General features: G+C 59.6%; 20 protein-coding genes. 8 read left to right on the top strand and 12 right to left on the bottom strand.

All coding sequences use genetic code 11. The features are described from left to right. Nucleotides 1-59: 59 nt before the first annotated feature. The 4 genes from rplU to lpxD are packed head-to-tail and all read left to right on the top strand — an operon-like array spanning nucleotide 60 to nucleotide 4,488. On the top strand, nucleotides 60-374 hold the full coding sequence (gene rplU / locus RBT76_05275; protein MDX9857179.1) for a 50S ribosomal protein L21: 315 nt from the start codon (nucleotides 60-62) through the stop codon (nucleotides 372-374). Nucleotides 375-392: 18 nt separating this feature from the next. Next, the gene (bamA, locus tag RBT76_05270; GenBank protein MDX9857178.1) at nucleotides 393-2,897 is read left to right on the top strand and encodes an outer membrane protein assembly factor BamA; all 2,505 of its coding nucleotides are present in this window, start codon (nucleotides 393-395) and stop codon (nucleotides 2,895-2,897) included. Nucleotides 2,898-2,933: 36 nt separating this feature from the next. Then, nucleotides 2,934-3,473 (top strand): OmpH family outer membrane protein, encoded by a 540-nt coding sequence (locus RBT76_05265; GenBank protein ID MDX9857177.1) that lies wholly within the window; start codon nucleotides 2,934-2,936, stop codon nucleotides 3,471-3,473. Beyond that, nucleotides 3,466-4,488 (top strand): UDP-3-O-(3-hydroxymyristoyl)glucosamine N-acyltransferase, encoded by a 1,023-nt coding sequence (gene lpxD / locus RBT76_05260; GenBank protein MDX9857176.1) that lies wholly within the window; start codon nucleotides 3,466-3,468, stop codon nucleotides 4,486-4,488. Before RBT76_05265 ends, lpxD begins: the two co-directional genes overlap by 8 nt. A gap of 6 nt (nucleotides 4,489-4,494) precedes the next feature. Here lpxD and RBT76_05255 read toward each other — a convergent pair whose 3' ends face one another. Both RBT76_05255 and RBT76_05250 read right to left on the bottom strand, forming a co-directional pair. Further along, entirely contained in the window at nucleotides 4,495-5,073 is a 579-nt protein-coding gene (locus RBT76_05255; protein MDX9857175.1) for a hypothetical protein, read from the bottom strand. A 193-nt stretch (nucleotides 5,074-5,266) separates the two neighbouring features. Continuing rightward, on the bottom strand, nucleotides 5,267-5,698 hold the full coding sequence (locus RBT76_05250) for a single-stranded DNA-binding protein (protein MDX9857174.1): 432 nt from the start codon (nucleotides 5,696-5,698) through the stop codon (nucleotides 5,267-5,269). A gap of 123 nt (nucleotides 5,699-5,821) precedes the next feature. On the opposite strand from RBT76_05250, the gene RBT76_05245 reads away from it, so the two are divergent. The 4 genes from RBT76_05245 to lgt are packed head-to-tail and all read left to right on the top strand — an operon-like array spanning nucleotide 5,822 to nucleotide 9,052. Next, nucleotides 5,822-6,631 carry an NAD+ synthase gene (locus RBT76_05245; GenBank protein ID MDX9857173.1) on the top strand — a complete coding sequence of 270 codons (810 nt, stop codon included), beginning with the start codon at nucleotides 5,822-5,824 and terminating at the stop codon, nucleotides 6,629-6,631. A gap of 9 nt (nucleotides 6,632-6,640) precedes the next feature. Beyond that, nucleotides 6,641-7,354, top strand: coding sequence for a 16S rRNA (cytidine(1402)-2'-O)-methyltransferase (gene rsmI, locus RBT76_05240; protein MDX9857172.1), 714 nt, complete (start codon nucleotides 6,641-6,643; stop codon nucleotides 7,352-7,354). Then, a complete protein-coding gene (locus RBT76_05235) occupies nucleotides 7,351-8,262 on the top strand; it encodes a phosphatase PAP2 family protein (protein ID MDX9857171.1) in 912 nt (303 codons plus the stop codon). The genes rsmI and RBT76_05235 overlap by 4 nt, the downstream gene beginning before the upstream one ends. Then, entirely contained in the window at nucleotides 8,252-9,052 is an 801-nt protein-coding gene (gene lgt / locus RBT76_05230) for a prolipoprotein diacylglyceryl transferase (GenBank protein ID MDX9857170.1), read from the top strand. The genes RBT76_05235 and lgt overlap by 11 nt, the downstream gene beginning before the upstream one ends. Here lgt and lipB read toward each other — a convergent pair. From lipB to RBT76_05180, 10 genes are all read right to left on the bottom strand, one after another. Beyond that, nucleotides 9,049-9,753: a lipoyl(octanoyl) transferase LipB gene (gene lipB, locus RBT76_05225; protein ID MDX9857169.1), complete on the bottom strand. Its 705-nt coding sequence runs from the start codon at nucleotides 9,751-9,753 to the stop codon at nucleotides 9,049-9,051. The two genes, lgt and lipB, sit on opposite strands and share 4 nt — an antisense overlap. Nucleotides 9,754-9,764: 11 nt before the next feature. Then, nucleotides 9,765-11,159: a dihydrolipoamide acetyltransferase family protein gene (locus RBT76_05220; GenBank protein ID MDX9857168.1), complete on the bottom strand. Its 1,395-nt coding sequence runs from the start codon at nucleotides 11,157-11,159 to the stop codon at nucleotides 9,765-9,767. A 113-nt stretch (nucleotides 11,160-11,272) separates the two neighbouring features. After that, the gene (gene nadA / locus RBT76_05215; protein ID MDX9857167.1) at nucleotides 11,273-12,352 is read right to left on the bottom strand and encodes a quinolinate synthase NadA; all 1,080 of its coding nucleotides are present in this window, start codon (nucleotides 12,350-12,352) and stop codon (nucleotides 11,273-11,275) included. Nucleotides 12,353-12,354: 2 nt separating this feature from the next. Continuing rightward, on the bottom strand, nucleotides 12,355-13,458 hold the full coding sequence (locus RBT76_05210; GenBank protein ID MDX9857166.1) for an NAD(P)/FAD-dependent oxidoreductase: 1,104 nt from the start codon (nucleotides 13,456-13,458) through the stop codon (nucleotides 12,355-12,357). A gap of 58 nt (nucleotides 13,459-13,516) precedes the next feature. Next, nucleotides 13,517-14,041 carry a peroxiredoxin gene (locus RBT76_05205; protein MDX9857165.1) on the bottom strand — a complete coding sequence of 175 codons (525 nt, stop codon included), beginning with the start codon at nucleotides 14,039-14,041 and terminating at the stop codon, nucleotides 13,517-13,519. An 18-nt stretch (nucleotides 14,042-14,059) separates the two neighbouring features. Further along, nucleotides 14,060-14,254, bottom strand: coding sequence for a hypothetical protein (locus RBT76_05200; protein MDX9857164.1), 195 nt, complete (start codon nucleotides 14,252-14,254; stop codon nucleotides 14,060-14,062). Between the two features lie 55 nt (nucleotides 14,255-14,309). Then, complete coding sequence (locus RBT76_05195; protein MDX9857163.1) at nucleotides 14,310-14,810, bottom strand: ferritin family protein; 501 nt, start codon at nucleotides 14,808-14,810, stop codon at nucleotides 14,310-14,312. Nucleotides 14,811-14,826: 16 nt separating this feature from the next. Beyond that, nucleotides 14,827-16,281 carry a glutamate--tRNA ligase gene (gene gltX, locus RBT76_05190; GenBank protein ID MDX9857162.1) on the bottom strand — a complete coding sequence of 485 codons (1,455 nt, stop codon included), beginning with the start codon at nucleotides 16,279-16,281 and terminating at the stop codon, nucleotides 14,827-14,829. Beyond that, nucleotides 16,278-17,006, bottom strand: coding sequence for a DUF3566 domain-containing protein (locus RBT76_05185; protein ID MDX9857161.1), 729 nt, complete (start codon nucleotides 17,004-17,006; stop codon nucleotides 16,278-16,280). The genes gltX and RBT76_05185 overlap by 4 nt, the downstream gene beginning before the upstream one ends. Before the next feature lie 64 nt (nucleotides 17,007-17,070). Further along, nucleotides 17,071-19,182: an acetate--CoA ligase family protein gene (locus RBT76_05180; protein ID MDX9857160.1), complete on the bottom strand. Its 2,112-nt coding sequence runs from the start codon at nucleotides 19,180-19,182 to the stop codon at nucleotides 17,071-17,073. Nucleotides 19,183-19,262: the final 80 nt, after the last annotated feature.

Genomic DNA, 19,262 nt, shown 5'->3' with positions numbered 1-19,262 from the left:
TACCTTGCGTGGTCTATCTCGAAAGCAGGTAACGACTTCTACCTAATTGGAGGATATGCATGTACGCAGTGTTTCAGGTATCCGGCTTTCAGTATCGGGCGGAAGAAGGCCAGGTCCTTCAGATTCCCCTTCAGAAAGTCGGTCAGGGCGAATCGCTGGATCTGACCGACGTGCTCCTGGTACAGGATAAGGACGCCGCGACCGTCGGTACACCGTTTGTCGAAGGCGCCAGCATCAAGGCCGAAGTCCTTCGGCACGGCAAAGGCGAGAAGGTCGAAATCTACAAATATAAGCGCCGGACCAAGTATCGCCGCCGCCAGGGCCACCGCCAGGATTTTACCGAGATCAAAATCAACAAGATTGTCACCCCTTAACGCGATTGTGATGCCCGCATGAGGCTGGGAGCAGGGAAAGCTCTACTCGTTATTTGCCTGTCGCTCTTCGTCCTGTCGGCCGGGGTGGCGGCCCAGGAAAGCCCCCGGGTGGTCAAAATCGACGTGATCGGCAATCGCATCGCCACCCCATCGCTGATTCTGGGGGTGGCGGCGATCGACCTCGGTTCCCCTCTGTCGCCCACCGCCGTACAGGAGTCTATCCACCGGCTCTATTCGCTCGGCATCTTTCGGGATGTTCGCATCGATGCCGAGGAAGTGCCCGGCGGACTGCACATTTATATCGTGGTCAGCGAACTGCCGAAACTGGCGAACCTGAACTTTGACGGCAACGGCAAAATCAGCGACGACGATCTTCGCGAGAAACTGAATCTGGGTGTCGGCGGCTATATCTCCCCCTACCTCATTCACCAGAAGATGGAGGAGATCCGGCAGCTGTACGCCGGGAAGGGGTACTTCCAGGCCGAGATCACCCCGGTCCTCAAGTACAACGCCGACTCGACCGAAGCCACCCTCGTCTACGAAATCGATGAGAAGTCCAAGGTCAAAGTCGAGCATGTCGAGATACTCGGCAACGAACGGGTCCGGGACGGCGATCTGGTCGGCAAGATGCGAAACCGCAAGCGCGGGTTCCTTCGCTCGTCCGATTTCGCACAGGACAAGTACGAAGAGGATCTCGAGAAGGTCATCGCGGAATACAACAAGCGGGGGTTCATCGACGCCTACCTCGTTGATGACTCGATGTCAATCGACAGCGTCCGCAACCGGATGACCATCTTCCTGACGGTATACGAAGGGCCACAGTACTACTTCGGCAACGCGACGTTTGCGGAGAACTCCGTCCTGCCCGAGAAACTGCTTCGCGACAAGCTCAAATATGACGAAGGCGAGGTGTTCAACGGCGAGGTGTACGAAGAGTCGCTGTTCGAATTGTATACGGCATACCAGGAAATCGGTCATCTGCATGTCCGGATAAACGACGAGCGGACGACCCGGGCCGATTCCATCCTCGATATCACGTACACGGTCAGCGAAGGACTGCCGTCGAAAATCAACATGGTCCGAATCGTCGGCAACACCCGCACCAAGGACCACGTGATCCGCCGCGAGATCAAATCGTATCCGGGTCAGACGTTCAACCGCTCGTTGCTCATCCGTTCCGTACGTGACGTCATGGCGCTGAACTACTTCGCCAACGTCGCGCCGGTGCCGGTCGATCTGCCCAACGGCGATGTCGATCTGGAATTCCAGGTGGAGGAAAAACAAACCGGGCAGGTTTCGGCGGGCGCCGGATACAACAGCCAGGACAAGGTGGTCGGCACGGTCGGCATGGGGATACCCAACTTCCGGGGCATGGGTCAGAGCCTGAGTTTCAATGTGGAGTTCGGCAGCAACCGCAACTCGTTTTCGGTGTCGTTTACGGAACCGTGGCTGTTCGGTCGCCCGACATCGCTTGGCACCGACTTGTACTCGATTAACCGACGGTGGTACGACGAGTACACGGAAGCGCGGCAGGGCGGAGCCGTTCGGGTGGGTCGGCGACTGCGATGGCCGGACAACTACTTCCGGGTATATGCGGCGTACCGGCTGGAGCGCACCCGCTATGACGATTTCGATGACGCCTTCGTAGCGCAAAACTCATTCACCCGATACGACTGGATCGAAACCAACGGACAAGTCGGCTGGCAGCGATCGGACAGCCTCGACTCCGAGGGCAATACCGTGTACAAGGCCGACACCCTCACTGCCACGAGCCTGGGCCCCTATCCCGGTTCGATTTTGAAGTACGACGAGAAATGGAACTCGGCCTCGCGCATTTCGCTGACGATCCTGCGGGACTCCCGCAACCTGCCGGAGTTCGCGACTTCGGGATCACGCATTTCGTACACGTTTGAGCAGACCGGCGGTCCGCTGGGCGGATTCTGGGAATACCAGAAGCATCAGCTCGAGATAGCCAAATTCATCCCGATCTGGGGGAATCTGGCGCTGGCCGCCAAGACCGAGTTTGGGGCTATCCGCGCGCCGAAGGGAGACGACCGGATTTTGCTTTCGGATCGGTTCACCCCCGGCGGCACTGCCTATGACGGGATCGTTCGAGGATACGATGACGGCGAGCTGACGCCGGACTCCACCGTCACGCAGGGGGACACGGTGTATTACCGGCTCACTCCCGGTGGTGTTCCCGACTCCACGATTCTGCCGGGTTCGTTCCGCACGCGCGTGCGCGGCAACTACATGTGGGTTACCAATATCGAGTTGCAGTTCCCGATCATTCCCCAGCAGTTGTACCTGCTGGGATTTTTCGACGCGGGTAATGCCTTTTTGCGCCACGAAGACCTCAACACGAAGTTAAAATTGTATAAGAGCCTTGGATTCGGGTTCCGGCTGCTCGTGCCCGGAATCGGTACAATTGGGTTTGACTTCGGGTACCCGCTTGATGAGTTTATTGGCAATGACAAGCAGGGCTGGAAGCCGCATTTCCAGGTCGGCACCACATTTAGATAACGACACAAAGAAACAGGAATACAGAGGGTGAGAATTATGCGACTCGTACAGCGCACGTTTATCGCACTCCTTGTTGCAGCCGGCGTGATAGTCGGTCTCTCGACGCAGGTTGAGGCCCAGGGCATGAAAATCGGCTTCGTCCGCGACGACGTCATAAAAGACAATTACAAGGCCTGGCAGCGCGCACAGGAGCAATGGGAGACGGAACAGAAGGCGTGGGAGGATGAAGCGTCGACCAAGCAGCAGGAGCTGCAGGACATGGTGACCGAGTATGAGAAACAGAAGCTCATTCTGTCCGAAGACAAACGGCGGGAGCGCGAAGCAGCGATCCGCACCAAGCAGGAGAGTCTTGACGCTTACACGCGCCAGATATACGGCCCCAACGGCACGGCCGAGCGGACGCAGCAGACGCTGATTGTTCCGCTGCTGGAGCGGGTGACCCAGGCGATCGAGCTGATCGCGGTCGAGGGGAATTACGACGTCGTTTTCACCATGCAAAGCGGGCTCGGCTACATCAAGGAAACCTACGACCTCACGGACAAAGTACTCGAGCGTCTCGAAACACTCGATGAATAAGCGATCGCATACGCTGGCCGATCTCGCGGATCGGGTCGGCGCCCGGATCGACGGCGACGGCAGTGTCGCCGTCCATAGCGTCAACACCATTACCGACGCCGGGCCGGGGCAGTTGAGTTTTGTTCACAACAAGAAATACCGGAAGTTCATCCCCGAAACCAGGGCCTCGGCCCTGGTTTTGGATTTAGAGACCGACTCGTCGGGGCGTCCGGCTCTTCGGCATCCGAACCCGTACCTGACGTTCGCCCGCATCATCGACATCCTCCACCCCGTCGCCCGGATCGTCCCCGCCGGTATCCACGGGTCGGCGGTGGTTGACGGGTCCGCGGCGGTTGACGGCAACGCGGGTATCGGTCCGCTGTGTGTGATCGAGGCCGGGGCGCGCATCGGCGCCGGCACCCAGTTGGTGTCATCGGTTCACGTCGGTCCCCAGACGACAATCGGAGAGAACTGCGTGCTTCATCCCGGGGTGCGCATACTCCACCGGTGCACGATCGGAAACAACGTCATTCTTCAACCCGGCGTCGTGATCGGCTCGGATGGTTTTGGATTCGCCCCGGGCGAGGGCGGGATCCACAAGATTCAGCATGTCGGGACGGTGGTGATCGAGGACGACGTGGAGATCGGCGCCAATACGACGGTCGATCGCGGCATGCTCGGCGCAACGCGTATCGGTCGGGGCACCAAGCTCGACAATCTCGTGCAGATAGCCCACAACGTGCAGATCGGCATGTTCTGCTTCGTTGCGGGGCAGGCAGGTATCTCCGGCTCCACGAAGATCGGCAACGGCGTCATCCTGGCCGGGCAGGTGGGCTTGATAGGACACATCGAACTGGGCGACAAGGTAACGGTAGCGGCGCAATCCGGAGTCACCAAAGACGTCGAGCCGGGTACCGTCGTGTTCGGTTCCCCGGCTCGTGAGTTCATGCAGGCGAAACGGATCGAGGCGTCGCTGTCCCGGCTCCCGGAATTCGCGCGCCGTCTCGCCGCCCTCGAGAAGAAAGTCGGCGGCTGAGTTCGCTCAGGTAATCAGGCGCTCTTCGACCTCGGCAATCCTCGCCCAGTTGCGTTCCATCTCTTCCACGTGCGAAAGAACCTCCCTGCAACCGTTCATCTCCGCTGCGGCACGAATGCGGCCGAGGACTTCCCACTGCTGCCGGTTGAGAACCTTCAAACTGGTCAACTGGCTGCCCAGTGTTCCGACCGCGTCGTTAAGTTCCATGGCGAGAATCTTGAGCTGCGGATGAGTCAGGGCGACCCTGCTGGACAGATCGCCATGGCGCAGTTCCCGCAGCCGCAGAAGCAGAGTCTGGGCGGGATCATACAGCCGCGCAGACGGCAGCAGGGCGAGAATCCCGATCGCCGTCATGGCCGCGACGGCCGCGGAAATCAGGTACGGCATCAGGGTGATTGCGAGCAGGTTCAGCCGGCCGGCCAGCCCTTCGGTGACCTGCTGCGAGACGATCTGATCGAAGTAGATGATCACGGCCGCCGAGACGAATACGGCGGTACCGGCCATAAGTACGATCGCCTTGTACAGCTGCAGCTTGCCCGCACTGATCTGGGCCGGGGAGTCAATCGGTTGTACTTGAGCAGACATAGGTGGTTCAACCTCCATCTTCCGGCGCCGGCAACACAAAGCCGGGCCGTGCCACTACTGTTATCTATTATGGAAGACGGCAGACCGGAGGGCCAAACTGAGCCCGACTCTTGAACAAACCGGGCGCGGAATTTGAGCAATAAATAAGGCCCCATCCGATGGGGCCTTAGCGGTTTGTCTGTGCATGCCGTGATCAGAACGGGAGGTCATCATCCTGACCGCCGCCGGCTCCCCGGTCGGGCGGAAGATCGGGGGGCGGGGTCTGATCGTAGGAGGCGGTCCCGCCGCGGGAGTCGCCCCGGGACTCGAGGAACTGGAAATTCTGCACGACCACTTCGGAAATGTACCGCTTGTTGCCTTCCTTGTCCTCATAACTCCGGTTATCGATCCTCCCCTCGATGTACACCTGGCGTCCCTTGGCGAGATACTCTTTCATTACTTCGGCCTGCCGTCCCCACGCGACGATATTATGCCAGGTGGTGGATTCGTTTTTCTGACCATCCTGACCGGTCCAGCGTTCCGTGGTCGCGAGCGAAAAGCTCGCCACAGCCTTCCCCCCGGGGGTATACCGTAACTCGGGATCCCGGCCCAGCCGTCCGATAAGGATCGCTTTGTTTACACTCATGGTCGCTTCTCCGTGTTTTGGAAATAGCAAACGATAGAGGCAATCGTGGGCTTTGTCAATCGCATATTTGACTTGAAAGCCCCCGGTGAATTGGCTATTGTCTGCAATCAACGGAGTGTGACAATGACTTACAGGTTCGATCGTGATTCGGCCATCACGACCATGCAGCGGTTTATCACGGGGCAGCTGTTGCGTTCCGGCCTGAGCGGGTATGTGGTCGGGCTGTCCGGGGGGATCGATTCGGCGGTTTCCTGCGCGCTGGCGGTGCGAGCTTGCGGCGCGGACCGGGTGCTCGCGGTGCTTTTGCCCTACCGGACGTCGTCCGCTCGATCGGAAGCGGACGCCCGCGCGTTGATCGATCAGCTCGGCATCAGTTTTCGCCGCGTGGATATTTCGCCGATGATCGACGCGTATTTCCCGACCATCGACCAGTCCAACCGCGTACGGGCGGGCAACAAGATGGCGCGCGAACGGATGAGCATCCTGTTTGATATCGCTCACGAAACCAATCGACTGGTCCTCGGCACAGGCAACCGCACGGAGATTTGTCTCGGATACACCACGTGGTACGGTGATTCGGCGTGTTCGGTGAATCCGATCGGCGAGCTGTATAAAACAGAAGTGCGCGAGATTGCAAAGGCGATCGGCATTCCCGACAGCATCATTACAAAAACGCCGACCGCCGATTTGTGGCAGGGGCAGACGGACGAGGGAGAGATCGGTGTGACGTACGACACCATCGACAGGCTGCTGACGATGCTGGTGGACGAAGGGGTGACGTCGCTGGCGCACATCGAAGCGGCCGGATTGTCCGGCGCCGACGCCAGCAGGGTCGTGTCGATGCTCAATCGTACGGCGTTCAAGAGAAGATTGCCGGACATCGCGCCGCTCGGCAAAAAGCCGGTCCCCGAGCGACTCAATCTCGACACGTAAGGACGCGTGGTGGACTCCGAACAAGGCAAGTTGTATCTGGTGCCGACGCCGATCGGCAATCTCGAAGATATCACGCAGCGCGCGCTCCGCGTGCTCGGCGAGGTTGACCTGGTGGCGTGTGAAGACACGCGGACAACGGGTCAGCTGCTGTTTCATTTCAACCTGAAGAAGAAACTGATCAGTTACCACGAATACAACGAGCGGCAGCAGGCCGGGTCGCTGGCGCAGGAAATCGCCTCAGGGAAATCCGTGGCCGTGGTGACCGACGCCGGCACCCCGGGAATCTCCGATCCGGCGTACCGGATCGTGCGGGCCGCGATCGACGCCGGCATCGACGTGGTTGCGCTTCCCGGCGCAAGCGCGCTGTTGCCCGCGCTCACGGCCTCCGGGCTTCCCACCGACCGCTTCCATTTCGAGGGGTTCCTCGCGCCGAAAACGTCGGCGCGCAAGCGCCGATTCGGCGAATTGCACGACTACCCGCACACGCTCGTATTCTACGAATCACCGCACCGGCTGCTCGCATGTCTCGAGGATATGCGCGAGGTGTTCGGTGACCGGCCGGCCTGCGTGGCCCGGGAAGTCTCCAAGAAATTCGAGGAGTATGCGCGCGGTTCCTTCTCGGATATCATCAAGCGATTCGCCGGGCGAAGCGTCAAGGGTGAGATTGTGGTCGTGGTGGCCGGCAACAACCCGAAACTGATCGATACGCAGGATCATACATGACGTTTCGGCGCCTCCTCCCCACTGATATAATCGTCATCGGGTACAGCGTCGGAATGGCGCTGCTGCTGCTGATCGTCGGCCGGCCGCTGCCGGGCTACGTCGACGAGCTGGCCTTTTACGGACTAATGGCGGCGCTGCCGTTTGCGGTCGCTCGCTTTGTCGACCCGTCACGGGGTCGGTTGATGGCACTGGTTCGCTATGCGTACCCGGTGCTTCTGTTTACGTTTTTCTACAAAATGACCGGCGGCACTATTTTCCTTCTGCATGAGGGGTGGTTCGACGGGCGGATTACGGAATTCGAAAAAGCGCTTTTCGGCGTAAATCCGACAATGTACATCGACCGGCTCCTGCCTGCGGTATGGTTTACCGAGGCGGTAATGTTCTGCTATTTCTGCTACTATTTCATGATCCCGGGCTTCACGCTGTATGCCTTCTTTCGAAAGGACTACGAGATCCTCAAGCGCGGCATATCGGCGATTTGCCTCACGTTTTTCGTGTCGTACCCGCTGTTCTTCCTGTACCCGGTCCAGGGGCCGCGCTGGCATTTCGCCGAGGAGTATACGCACGCCGTTGAAGGGCCGGTCTTTCGCGAGTTGGTCAACATCGTCATCGAAAACGGAGCCGTCCGAGGCGGCTGCGTGCCGTCGACCCATGTCGCCGTCGCCCTGGTAATCCTGCTGTTCTGCTTCAGGCATTACCGCCGGCTCGGATGGCTGCTGCTGCCGATCAATATCGGGCTCGCGATCGGCACCGTGTGGGGACGGTTCCACTATGTCTCCGACGTCGTTGTCGGCGTCGCTATCGCGGTTGCCTGTACCGTTGTCGTCTGGAAATGGTATGACCGGTGGGACCCGGTCGGCCGGAAACAAAACTCAACATCGAAGGTACCAGTGTCACATGCTGCCTGAGCTCTTCAGAATCGGCCCGTTTCCGATCCGGATGTACGGCCTCATGCTGGCCGTCTCGTTTCTGCTGGGAGTCTACTATGTGTACCGGGCAACCCAGCGGGACGGCAAGCGTTTCGAGCCATACCTCGCGATAGCGTACATACTGATATTCGGCGGCATTATCGGCGCCCGGCTTGCCTATGTGCTTTTCCATCTGGAGGAGTTCGCGGGTAACTGGGGCGCGGCGATCAACCCGTTCCATTCGGGCTCATTCGGCATCGCCGGTCTCAACCTGTACGGCGGAGTAGTCCTTGCGATAGTCGGGGCCTTCGTCTACTGCCGTATCAAAGGGCTGTCGGTGCTGGAGGTCTTCGACTACTTCTCGCCCACCATGGGCATCGGCCTGTTTTTCACGCGCATCGGCTGCTTCTGCAACGGCTGTTGTTTCGGCACGCCGACCGACCTTCCCTGGGGGGTGTCATTCCCGGCGAGTTCGATCCCCTACTACGTCTTCGGAGACGCTCACCTGCACCCGGCACAGATCTACAGCTCCCTGTACGGTCTGGGGCTGTTTCTCGTGCTGCACAAGATGCTGAAACACCAGTCGTTCAGCGGGCAGGTCGTGGCGGTTCTGTTTATGGTTGAGGCGGTCTTCCGCTTCGGAATCGAGTACGTCAGGTATTACGAGAATGAGATGTACTTTTCGATTTTCGGACTCGATCCGACCTACAACCAGGCGATATCGATCTCGCTGTTCCTGCTTGGACTGGCGATCTACCTGGTGCAGCGGCGGGCGGCTCGGCGCCCTTAGACTTCGTTGCCGCCCGTCTGGCTCTCTACATCTTCGGCCAGTTCTTCGAGCGTCACCGGCGTAAACACCGTCCTGAAAATGTCGCTGTAGCGGGCGAGGATGACGTCGGCAAACTGATCGACCGTCACGTCCCTGCCGGTCAGCCGGGCCAGCGTGGTCATGACGTCGGCTTTGAGCCCGCACGGATTGATCGCCGCGAAGTCGGCGAGATCGGTCGTGACATTGATCGCCGTTCCGTGATACGTGATCCAGTTTTTTACGGCGATTCCGATTGACGCGATCTTTTTGTCGCCGACCCAGACCCCCGTATTGGTGTCGTCTTTACGGGCGGCGAGTCCGTACTCGGCGAGAGCCCGGATCACGCCCTGCTGTATCTGATCCATAAACAGGTGCAGGTCGCGACCGCGGCGGGCGAGGTTGAAGATGAAGTAGACCACGAGCTGCCCGGGTCCATGGTAGGTGACGTCTCCCCCGCGTTCGATGAAAAAGGGCTCTACCGCGAGCCCTTTGAAGTTTTCCTCGTGGCCGTTGCGCCCTACGGTCACCACCGGCGGGTGCTCGACAAATATGATGGTATCGCGCGCGAAACCGTCCTTGCGCATCCGCACGAGCCCCCGCTGAAACGAAAGGACCCGGCCGTAGTCGGCCCGGTCCAGTCTCAGTACCCACCCGTATGTCGTTTCGGCGGAAACCGTCTTCATGCCCCGTCTGTTCAGCGCAGGTTCATCAGAAGCCGGCGCGCATCGGCGAGATATTCATGCACGCGGTGGAGGAACTGCACCGCCGTGTGACCGTCGATCAACCGATGGTCGAACGACATGCCGAAACTGGAGATGTCGCGGATGACAATTTCTCCGTCGACGACCCACGGCCGCTTGACAATCTGATGTATGCCGAGAATGGCCACCTGCGGCTGGCTGATGATCGGTGTCGAGGCCGTCGCGCCGAACATCCCGGCGTTGGTGAGCGAGAAAGTGCCGTCGGATACGTCGTCCGGCGTCAATTTGTTGGTACGCGCCTTCTCGCCGATCGAGGCTATTTCGACCGCCAGTTCGACAATCGTTTTCTTGTCCGCGTCTTTGATGACGGGAACGATCAGCCCCTCATCGCGAGCGACCGCTATACCGATGTTGTAGTAGTTCTTCAGGATGATTTCTTTTTCGGTCAGCGACGCGTTGATCGTCGGGAACTCCTTAAGCGCCACGCAGGCCGCCTTGATGATAAACGGCATGAACGTGATGTTGGCCCCGTAGGTCGCCTTGAAATCGGCTTTTATCTCGTCGCGGTAACGGACCAGATCCGTCATGTCGATATCTTCGAACGTCGTAACGTGCGGCGAAATCTGCACGGACCGCACCATATGATCGGCGATTAGTTTTCGCACGCCAACCAGCGGCTTGCGCGTTTCGCGCTGGGCGGCCGGAAGCGGTTCGAACTTCGGAATAGTCACGTCGACTTTCGGCTTCGGCGGCGCGGCCGGCGCGGTTCCCGGGGCCGGTGCGGCAGCCTCTCGGGCGGCGACACCCATCGTCATCGGACGCGGCGGCGCGGGAATCGGACCCATCGTGAACCCGGCCGATACCGACCGATCCTCGACCGTCCGCATGACGTCATCAACCGTCACCAGGCCGTCCTTGCCGGTCGGAATAATAGCCTTGGGATCGACCCCGTACTCGCGAACCAGCATCCTGACTTTCGGCGACATCTTTCCCTTGCCGGCGGCCGCCGTCCCTTTGACTTCAGGACGGGGCGGAGGCGGGACGACCGGCCGGCTAGCCGGCGGGGCGGCGGCCTTTGTTGCCGCTGCCGAGGGTTTGGGCGGGGCCGAGGTTGCGCCCCCCTTGGAGTCGGGCGCGGCGGCGCTTTCCTTGCCGTCGTCGATCGTCGCGATTCGCGACCCTACCGGCACGACCTCGCCGACCTGGGCAAACTGCTGGGTGAGGACGCCGGCGGTTTCGGCGGGAATCTCCACGTTGACCTTGTCGGTCATCAGCTCGACGAGCGGCTGATTGATTTCGACCTTGTCGCCGACCTTGACCTTCCACTCGAGGATCGTTCCTTCCAGCACTGATTCGCCCATCTGCGGGACGAGGACGTCTGACACCATAACCGAGTTCCTTATCGTACGTTGGTTGTTTTCGCCGGAAATGTAATACAGACTTGAATATACACTCTCATACGCGCGCCCGTCAAGCAGCGGCGTCAATTTGGACCGATTATCTACGCGATCTCCAGCATTTTCTCCAGCGCCAGCAACGCCTCGGAGCGAGTCGGCTCCGGCACCCGGATCGGCTTGAGATCGGCGTAGTTCTCGAGACAATATGCCAAATCGTTCACGGTCGTGCGGTACATATTGGCACAGACCGGGCAGGTCTGCCCCGACAGTTCGAGGATCGTCTTGTCCGGATGCTCGTGGGCCATCCGATTGATCAGGTTGATTTCGGTGCCGATCGCGATAACGGAACCCGGTTCGGCTTTGCGACAATACTCGACGATAAATTTGGTCGAGCCGTTGGCGTCGGCAGCCTGCACGACCGGTGGCGGGCACTCCGGGTGAACCACAACCCTGACGCCCGGATAGTCCATCCGCATCTGCGCGACATGCGCGGCCGTGAAATTCGTATGGACGTGACAGTGGCCCTTCCAGAGAATGATCTTCGCCCGCTCGATTTGTTGCTCGGACAATCCGCCGCGGTCTTTACGGAAATCCCAGATGACCATCTCGTCCGGCTTCAAACCGTACGCATGGCCGGTATTGTAGCCGAGATTTTCGTCCGGGAAGAAGAAGACTTTTTCCCGGCGGGACAAGGCGTACGAAAGCGCGGCTTTGGCGTTCGACGACGTGCAGATCAACCCGCCGTACTTGCCGGTAAAGGCCTTCAAGCCGGCGGCCGTGTTCATGTACGAAACGGGCATAATCGTCCGCTCGGCGCCGAACGGTTTGAGATACTCCCAGGCCTCGAGCACGTCGGCCATTTCCGCCATGTCGGCCATCGGACAGCCCGCCAGCGGATTCGGCAAAAAGACCGTCTGGTGGTCGGCGGTGAGAATATCGGCCGACTCGGCCATGAAATGCACGCCGCAGAAAACGATAACCTCGACGTCCTTGCGGGCCGCGGCGATTTTGGAAAGACCGTAGCTGTCGCCGACGTGGTCGCCGAACGCCACGACTTCCATCCGCTGGTAATGGTGAGTGAGGATCATCAGGCGGCTGCCGAGTTTCTGTCGGGCCGCGGTGATGCGCTCTTTCAACTCATCGACAGGCGCCTCGCGATATTCTTTCGGCAGGGCAAAATACACGGTTATCTTCCGGTCTCGTGAGATGTCGGGGTCGACGGCGGGTTTTCCGATTTTTGAGCAGTCTGGGCCGCCGCCTGTTTTTTGGCCCATCTCTGCTGGGCGAGTTCATGCTTGTCGGTCGAGTGCCCCGGGCTCACGGTTGCTTTTGGGTTCAAATAGTTCTTGGCGTTGTTCACGGCAATCGCCACTTCGCCGCAGCCGGTCGAAATCAGTTTCAACTTGCTGTCGTAAGTGACGATATCACCGGCCGCATAGACGCCTTCAATATTGGTACGCATGCGGCTGTCCACGGCGATGGCGTTTTTATCCAGCTTCAATCCCCACTGCTCGATCGGGCCGAGATTGGTGAGAAAGCCGATATTAAACACGATCGCGTCCACATCCAGCACCCGTTCCTCGCCCGTTCGCGTCTGCACGATCGTCACGCGAGAGACCCAGTCGTCGCCTTCGATCCGCTTCACTTCCCAGAACGGAACGAGCAACTCAACCGAGGATTCCCGCACTTTTCGTACGGAATCTTCGTGAGCGCTGAAGAAGTCGTTGCGATGAATGTGCGTTATTTTGCGCGCGACCGGTTCCAGCATCATGGAATAGTCGAACGCCGAGTCGCCGCCGCCGACCACCAGCACGTTTTTGTCCGCGAAATCGCGGATACGGCGTACGGAGTAAAAGATGCCCCGCCCTTCGAGTTCGTGCACTTCGGGAATGTCGAGCTTCTTGGGGATGTACGCGCCCAGCCCGGCGCAGATGATCACGGTTTTGGACAGGTGCATGCCTTTGTCGGTGGTCAATTCGATTATGCCGGCGTCCGTTCTCCGTATGTGCACCACTTTCTCGCCGAGGCACATCGTGTGCGGATACTGGGTCGCCTGCTGCTGCATCTGGCGGGTGAGGTCCTTGGCGAGGATTTTCGGGAAGCCGGCGACATCGTAGATATATTTCTCCGGGTACAGAGCCATCAGACCGCCGCCGACTTCGTCGAGCATGTCGATGGCTTTGAATCGGGTCATGCGCAGGCCCGCATAATACATCCCGTAGAGGGCAACGGGACCGGCCCCCACGAATGTGATATCGTACAGGCCGTCTTCCGCTGTCGTTCGCGTCATTGCGTCGCTCATAGCTTTAGTACAACACGTGAACCGGCCCGATGTGCCCGGGAACCGGTCATTTGCGGAGAAAGTCGTCGGTTCGTTCGGGTCCCGACGGAAGCGCCTTGATGGCGTCAAACAGCTTCTTCGTATCGGGCAGCACGGCCGGATCGACAATCTCGATATAACGGATGATTCCCGCTTTGTCGATCAGGAGGACCGCCCGTTCGGCGAATCCACGGGCCGTCAGCACGCCGTAACGCCGGGCGATCTCGCCGTGGGGCCAGAAGTCCGACATCAGCGGAAACGACAGACCGCCCATCGACCTGGCCCAGGCCATATGGCTGGGCACCGAATCCACCGAGATGCCCAGCAGCTGGCAGTCGTACTTGTCGAACTGGTCGATGATCTGCTGGTAGCCCGGGATTTGCGTGGCACAGACGGGTGTCCAGTCGGCCGGGTAAAAGGCAAGCACGACATTTTTGCGCGCCCGGTACCACCCGAGATTCAGCTCGCCTTCGTTGTGAGTCGGCAGCGAAAAATCGGGGGCCGGATCTCCGATCGCGAGCGTGGTTGTCGCGTGTCTGACGCTGGTCGTCATGAAAGAGCTCGCCGCCGTTTACGGTTCGTCGAATTCACCATAGAACTCGTCGTCATCGTCCGGCTTTCCCGGGCGACGGAACGAGTCTTCATCGTCCTCATCAGGCAGGTACTCGACAAACTTGCTTGACGGCGCGGCACAAATGGGGCACATATCCGGCGGCTCTTCATCATCATGCACGTAGCCGCAAATCGAACACATCCACTGATCCATGGGGTCACCTGTCATACATCTATTTTGCTTCCGGCAGCCGGTTCACCGTCGGGTGTCAGTGTTCCAGCGGAGTACTTTCATCGTATCCGAACCACGAGTAATTTCCGCCCAGGGCGTCCTTTTCCGCCTGCAGCAGTTCGAAATGCAGGTGCTCTTCCTCGGCGAGTTGATCGAATATCTCCCGAAAAGTCGGGTCATCGACCAGATCCCGCTCGGCCTGGTAGTACCTGGTGGCCGCCAGTTCCGCCTCGATGGCGAGGTTGATGAACTCCATTTCGGTCTTCCGTTCCTCGAGCCGACCCTTCCGGAACACCTGCGCGAGCGCGTTGATCCCGTGCTCCGGAAGCTCGCCCATCGGTCCGCCGACATGCGTGGCGTAGATTTCCATCAGCGTCTGCTTGTGACGGATTTCGTCGTCACGCAGATTCTCCAGCTTGCGGCGCGCGTCCGGGTTGGTTGCCTTTTTGGCCAGAAGATCGTAAAACTTGTGGCCGTCCTCTTCGCCCTTAATGGCCCGCTTCAGCACTTCGCCGATTTGTTGTTTCGTCGTCGCCATAATCCCTCACCAGCCGTCAGGCCGGATTCTTCCTGGTTATAAACTCCACTGCTTTTCTCATCCGATCAAGGACAATCGGCTTGCCTAACGCCTGTAACAGGTCGTACAGGCCGGGACCGATCGACATCCCACTCACCGCCAGGCGGGTCGGGTGGATCAGGACACCCGGTTTGACCGCCCGCTCCGCAGCCAGACCCTTGAGCGCCGATTCGAGAGTATCGTGACTGAACTCAGCCAGCGCCTCAAAACGGGCCGCCAGTGCCGCAAGCAACTCCGCGGTCTCGGGCACGAACTGCTTCGCGGCCGCGGTCTCCTCGTAAGTATAATCAAAACTGAAGAAATATCCACCCAGCCCGACAAAATCGTGCAGCGTTCGCACCCGCTCCTTGAGCAGTCGGATGACTAATCGAAGATACTCCCAGCGCGTCTCCAGCCAGTACTTCGTGGTGACGCCTGCCTCCACCAGCAGAGGCGCAACCAGGACCGCCAGGTCATGGTCCGACATCCGCATGATGTGAGCCTTATTGAAGGCGATCAACTTCTCCTCGTCGAACACCGCGTTGGACGGATTGAGGTTGTCCTCGGTAAAACGCTCAATCAGCTCCCGGCGCGAATAGATCTCCTGCTCCGTTTTCGGGTTCCAGCCCAGCAGGCACAGATAGTTGAACATGGCGTCGGGGACAATACCGTCGTTGCGATACTCGCCTACGTCCTTATCCCCCAACCGCTTAGAGACCTTTTTCTTGTCCGGGCGCAAAATCAGCGGCACATGGCCGAACTGCGGCTCCGCCCAGTCGAACGCCCGGTAAATGTGGATCTGCTTGAAGGTATTCGTGATGTGGTCGTTGCCCCGGATCACATGCGTAATACCCATCTCGTGATCGTCGATCACCACCGCGAAATTGTAGGTCGCGGAACCGTCAGAGCGGGCAATTATGAGATCCTCGATATCGTCGCTGTGCCGGCTCAACTCGCCGGAAACCATGTCACGATATGTCGTCACGCCCTCCGGGATTTTCACACGTACCGTAAACGGCATCCCCGCGCTGAGTCGATCTTCGATTTCCGCCTCGGTGAGATGCCGACACCGTCCGCTGTATCGCGGAGGCAGTTTCGCCTCCCGTGCGCGTTCGCGTTCCGCCTCCAGCTCTTCGACCGTACAAAAACACCGGTACGCATGGCCGGACTGCAGGATGGTGTTCACGTACGATCGATACAAATCCAGCCGCTGGGACTGGTAGACGATCTGCTCGTCCCACTCCAGTCCGAGCCAGCGAAGAGCGTCGAGGATAGGCTCGATAAACTCCGCCCGTGAACGTTCCAGGTCGGTATCTTCGATCCGAACGAGAAACTTGCCGCCGTGGTGGCGGGCGAACAGATAATTGAACAGCGCCGAGCGGGCCGTGCCGACATGAAGGTAGCCGGTAGGCGACGGCGCTATGCGGACTCGAACGGGCGCGCTCTCAGTCATTCGTGGTGTTTCCTGTCCTCGTCGTCGGCCGAATTCCCGGCTTCGTCGTCCTCGCGAGGTGCTTCCGCACCGTCGGTGACATCCTCCTGCGACAACTCGGCACCGCGGTCGCCCGGCTCGATCGCGCTCACCTGCTCGGGCCAGGTGAAGGTCGCTTCGTCCGGGCGAGGATCGTTCGGTTTCTCAACGGTGTCCGGCGTGCCTGAGGTCGTCGATGTCTCAATCGCCGGCCGCAAGGGAGGCGGAGTCTCGGCGGTACGTGCCTCGGACCGTGTCTCGCCCGTGTCGCGGCGGGAACCGATCACCGGAGGAGGAGGAGGAGGAGGCGTCATCAAACTGCCGGACACGGCTGATCGTGTCGTCTCAGCGGCCGGGCGGCGCAGAGGCGCCGACGCGACCGAGCGCTCCGTATCCGCCACCAAAACCAATTCGACGCCGCCGAGCAGCCGCGCGATCAGGTTGTAAAACAGCGCGATAAACGCCAGAAGCAGCGTTCCGAAAAACGCATTCCCAAAGGCGAACAGCGGCGGAAGCATCAGCAGCATCTGCTCGGGCGTCATCGCACTGAATCCCATCGCATACCCCATCAGCCCGGAGCTGACCGCCAGCGTAACCATGCTGAAAAATGCGTACATGACACCCAGCCCGAAGCCGGTAATCAAATTGAGAAAGAAACCGACCTTGATCGTGGTCCAGACACTGATAGAGCGAATTTCATACCGCATAGGCTTGTCTCAACACGTGGCGTGCTTCATTTGCCCCCACACCCGAAACGACCCGGCGCCGTCGCTAGCGTGCGCCGCGTACGATAAACCGGGCGTCCACCGCCTTGCACTTGTCGGGCTCGGGCGAGGCAATAAACGGATTGATATCGATCTCCAAAAAGTTGTCGAAATCCTTCACCAACTGTGAAAGTCGAAGTAACGTCTCTTCGATAATTGCCAGATCCACCGGCGGCGCGCCGCGGAACCCGGTCAACAGCGGATACGAGCGAATGGACTCGATCATCTCGCGCGCCCCGCGATTGGTCAGCGGGTGAATGCGAAAGGCCACGTCTTTCATGATCTCCACGTAGATCCCGCCGAGTCCGAACATGATCAGCGGGCCAAACGACGGGTCGGTCGTCATGCCGAGCACGGTCTCGACTCCGCCCGAAATCATTTGCTGTACGGCCACGGAGAAGGACTGCCCTTTTTTCAGTTTGCCGACCGCCGTCTCGAGCTCCGTGTAGGCTCTGCGGACTTCGGCGTCGGAACGAAGGTCAACTTTCACGCCGCCCATCTCGGTTTTGTGCAGAATCTTGGGCGAGGCGATCTTGAGCACCACCGGATAGCCGATCCGGTTGGCGGCCGCGACTGCATCCTTCACGGTCGACGCATACTGATACGAGGCCGCCGGGATACCGTACGCGGCCAGAATATCGATCGCGTCGTCGCCGACAATAGCTCCCTCCTTGCCGTGCAGCGCCCGCGCCACGATACTCTGCACCCGGTCCGTGTCCACGTCAAACGTCAGGATCTTGCCGCGCTTGCGCGACCGCCACTCTTTGTACTTGTGGATCGTGGCCAGCGTCTTGGCGACCGCTTCGGGGAAAATATAAACCGGTATGCCGTGGTTTTTGAGATGTTCGATACCGGCCGACCCTCCGCCTGCCCCCATGAAGCACGCGAGGACGGTCTTGTCCGTATCTTCGAGCGCCTCGCTGATATTGCGCGCCACCTCGGCCTGATCGATCGTCACCGGCGGCACGAATATCGGAAGGATCGTATCGAAATGTTTGTCTTTCTTGATCGCTTCGAGCGTGAGCCGGAACTCTTTTGGTCCGGCGCCCGCCACCATGTCCATCGGGTTGGAAAACGACGCTTCAGTCGAACTGAAGGTGCGAAGCTCCTTGATCGTCTGCGGCGTGAGATTCGGCATCTCCATGCCTTCGTTGATCAGGGCGTCCGTCGCAAGGATCCCCGGTCCTCCGGCGTTGGTCACCACCACCACGCGATTGCCCCGGGGAATCGGCTGCGACGACAGCGCCATCGCAACGTCGAACAACTCCTCGACAGTGTCGACTCGCATGATGCCGGTTTGTTCGAACAGGGCGTCGACCCCCACGTCGAGACCGCCCAGCGCGCCGGTGTGAGACGATGCGGCCTTGGCGCCGAGCTTCGTACGTCCCGATTTCACCGCCACGATCGGCTTCACCTGCGATACTTCGCGCGCGATGCGCGTGAAATTGCGCGGATTACCGAAATTCTCGAGGTACATCAGGATGACGTCCGTATTGGGGTCGTCTTTGAAATACTCCAGCATGTCATTCGACGAGATGTCGGCCTTGTTGCCGATCGAGGCGACCACGGAAAAGCCGATCCCCATTTCCTTGGCCTGGCTCATGATCGCTTCACCCATTGCGCCCGACTGGGTGATGAAGCCGATCTTGCCCTGTTTGGGAAACGTCTTGCCGAACGTTGCGTTCAGGCTGACGGAGGGATCGGTGTTGACCACGCCGAAGCAGTTCGGTCCGACCATGCGCATGTGGTGATCGCGTACGACTCTCAGCACTTCCATTTCGCGTGCTTTTCCCTCAGGCCCGGTCTCCGAAAAACCGGCGGTGATAATGACGAGTCCTTTCACGCCTTTCTCACCGCACTGCCGGACGACGTCTTTAACGCCTTCCTTGGGAATGATGATGATGGCGAGATCGACCGCGTCGGGAACATCGAGCACGGTGGAATAGGCCTTGATGGAATGGATCACCTGCGTGGTCGGATTGACCGGGAACACCTTGCCGTTGTACTCCGCGGTCAGAATGTTATGCAGCGTTTCGCGGCCGATGCTCCCCTTGCGGGTCGATGCGCCGATCACGGCCACCGAACGAGGACTGAAAATGTAATCGAGTTCGTGTCTCATACCAGACCAACGGCCCGTACGGCCGGTACTGCTCCGTTCATAGACGCTTCCGGCGGCGAGGCCGAGTTATCGCGCAGCGG

The organism is Candidatus Zixiibacteriota bacterium (assembly GCA_034003725.1).
In the GTDB taxonomy this organism is placed as follows: Bacteria; Zixibacteria; MSB-5A5; order GN15; family FEB-12; genus WJMS01.
This window is presented reverse-complemented; position numbering and strand designations above follow the sequence as displayed.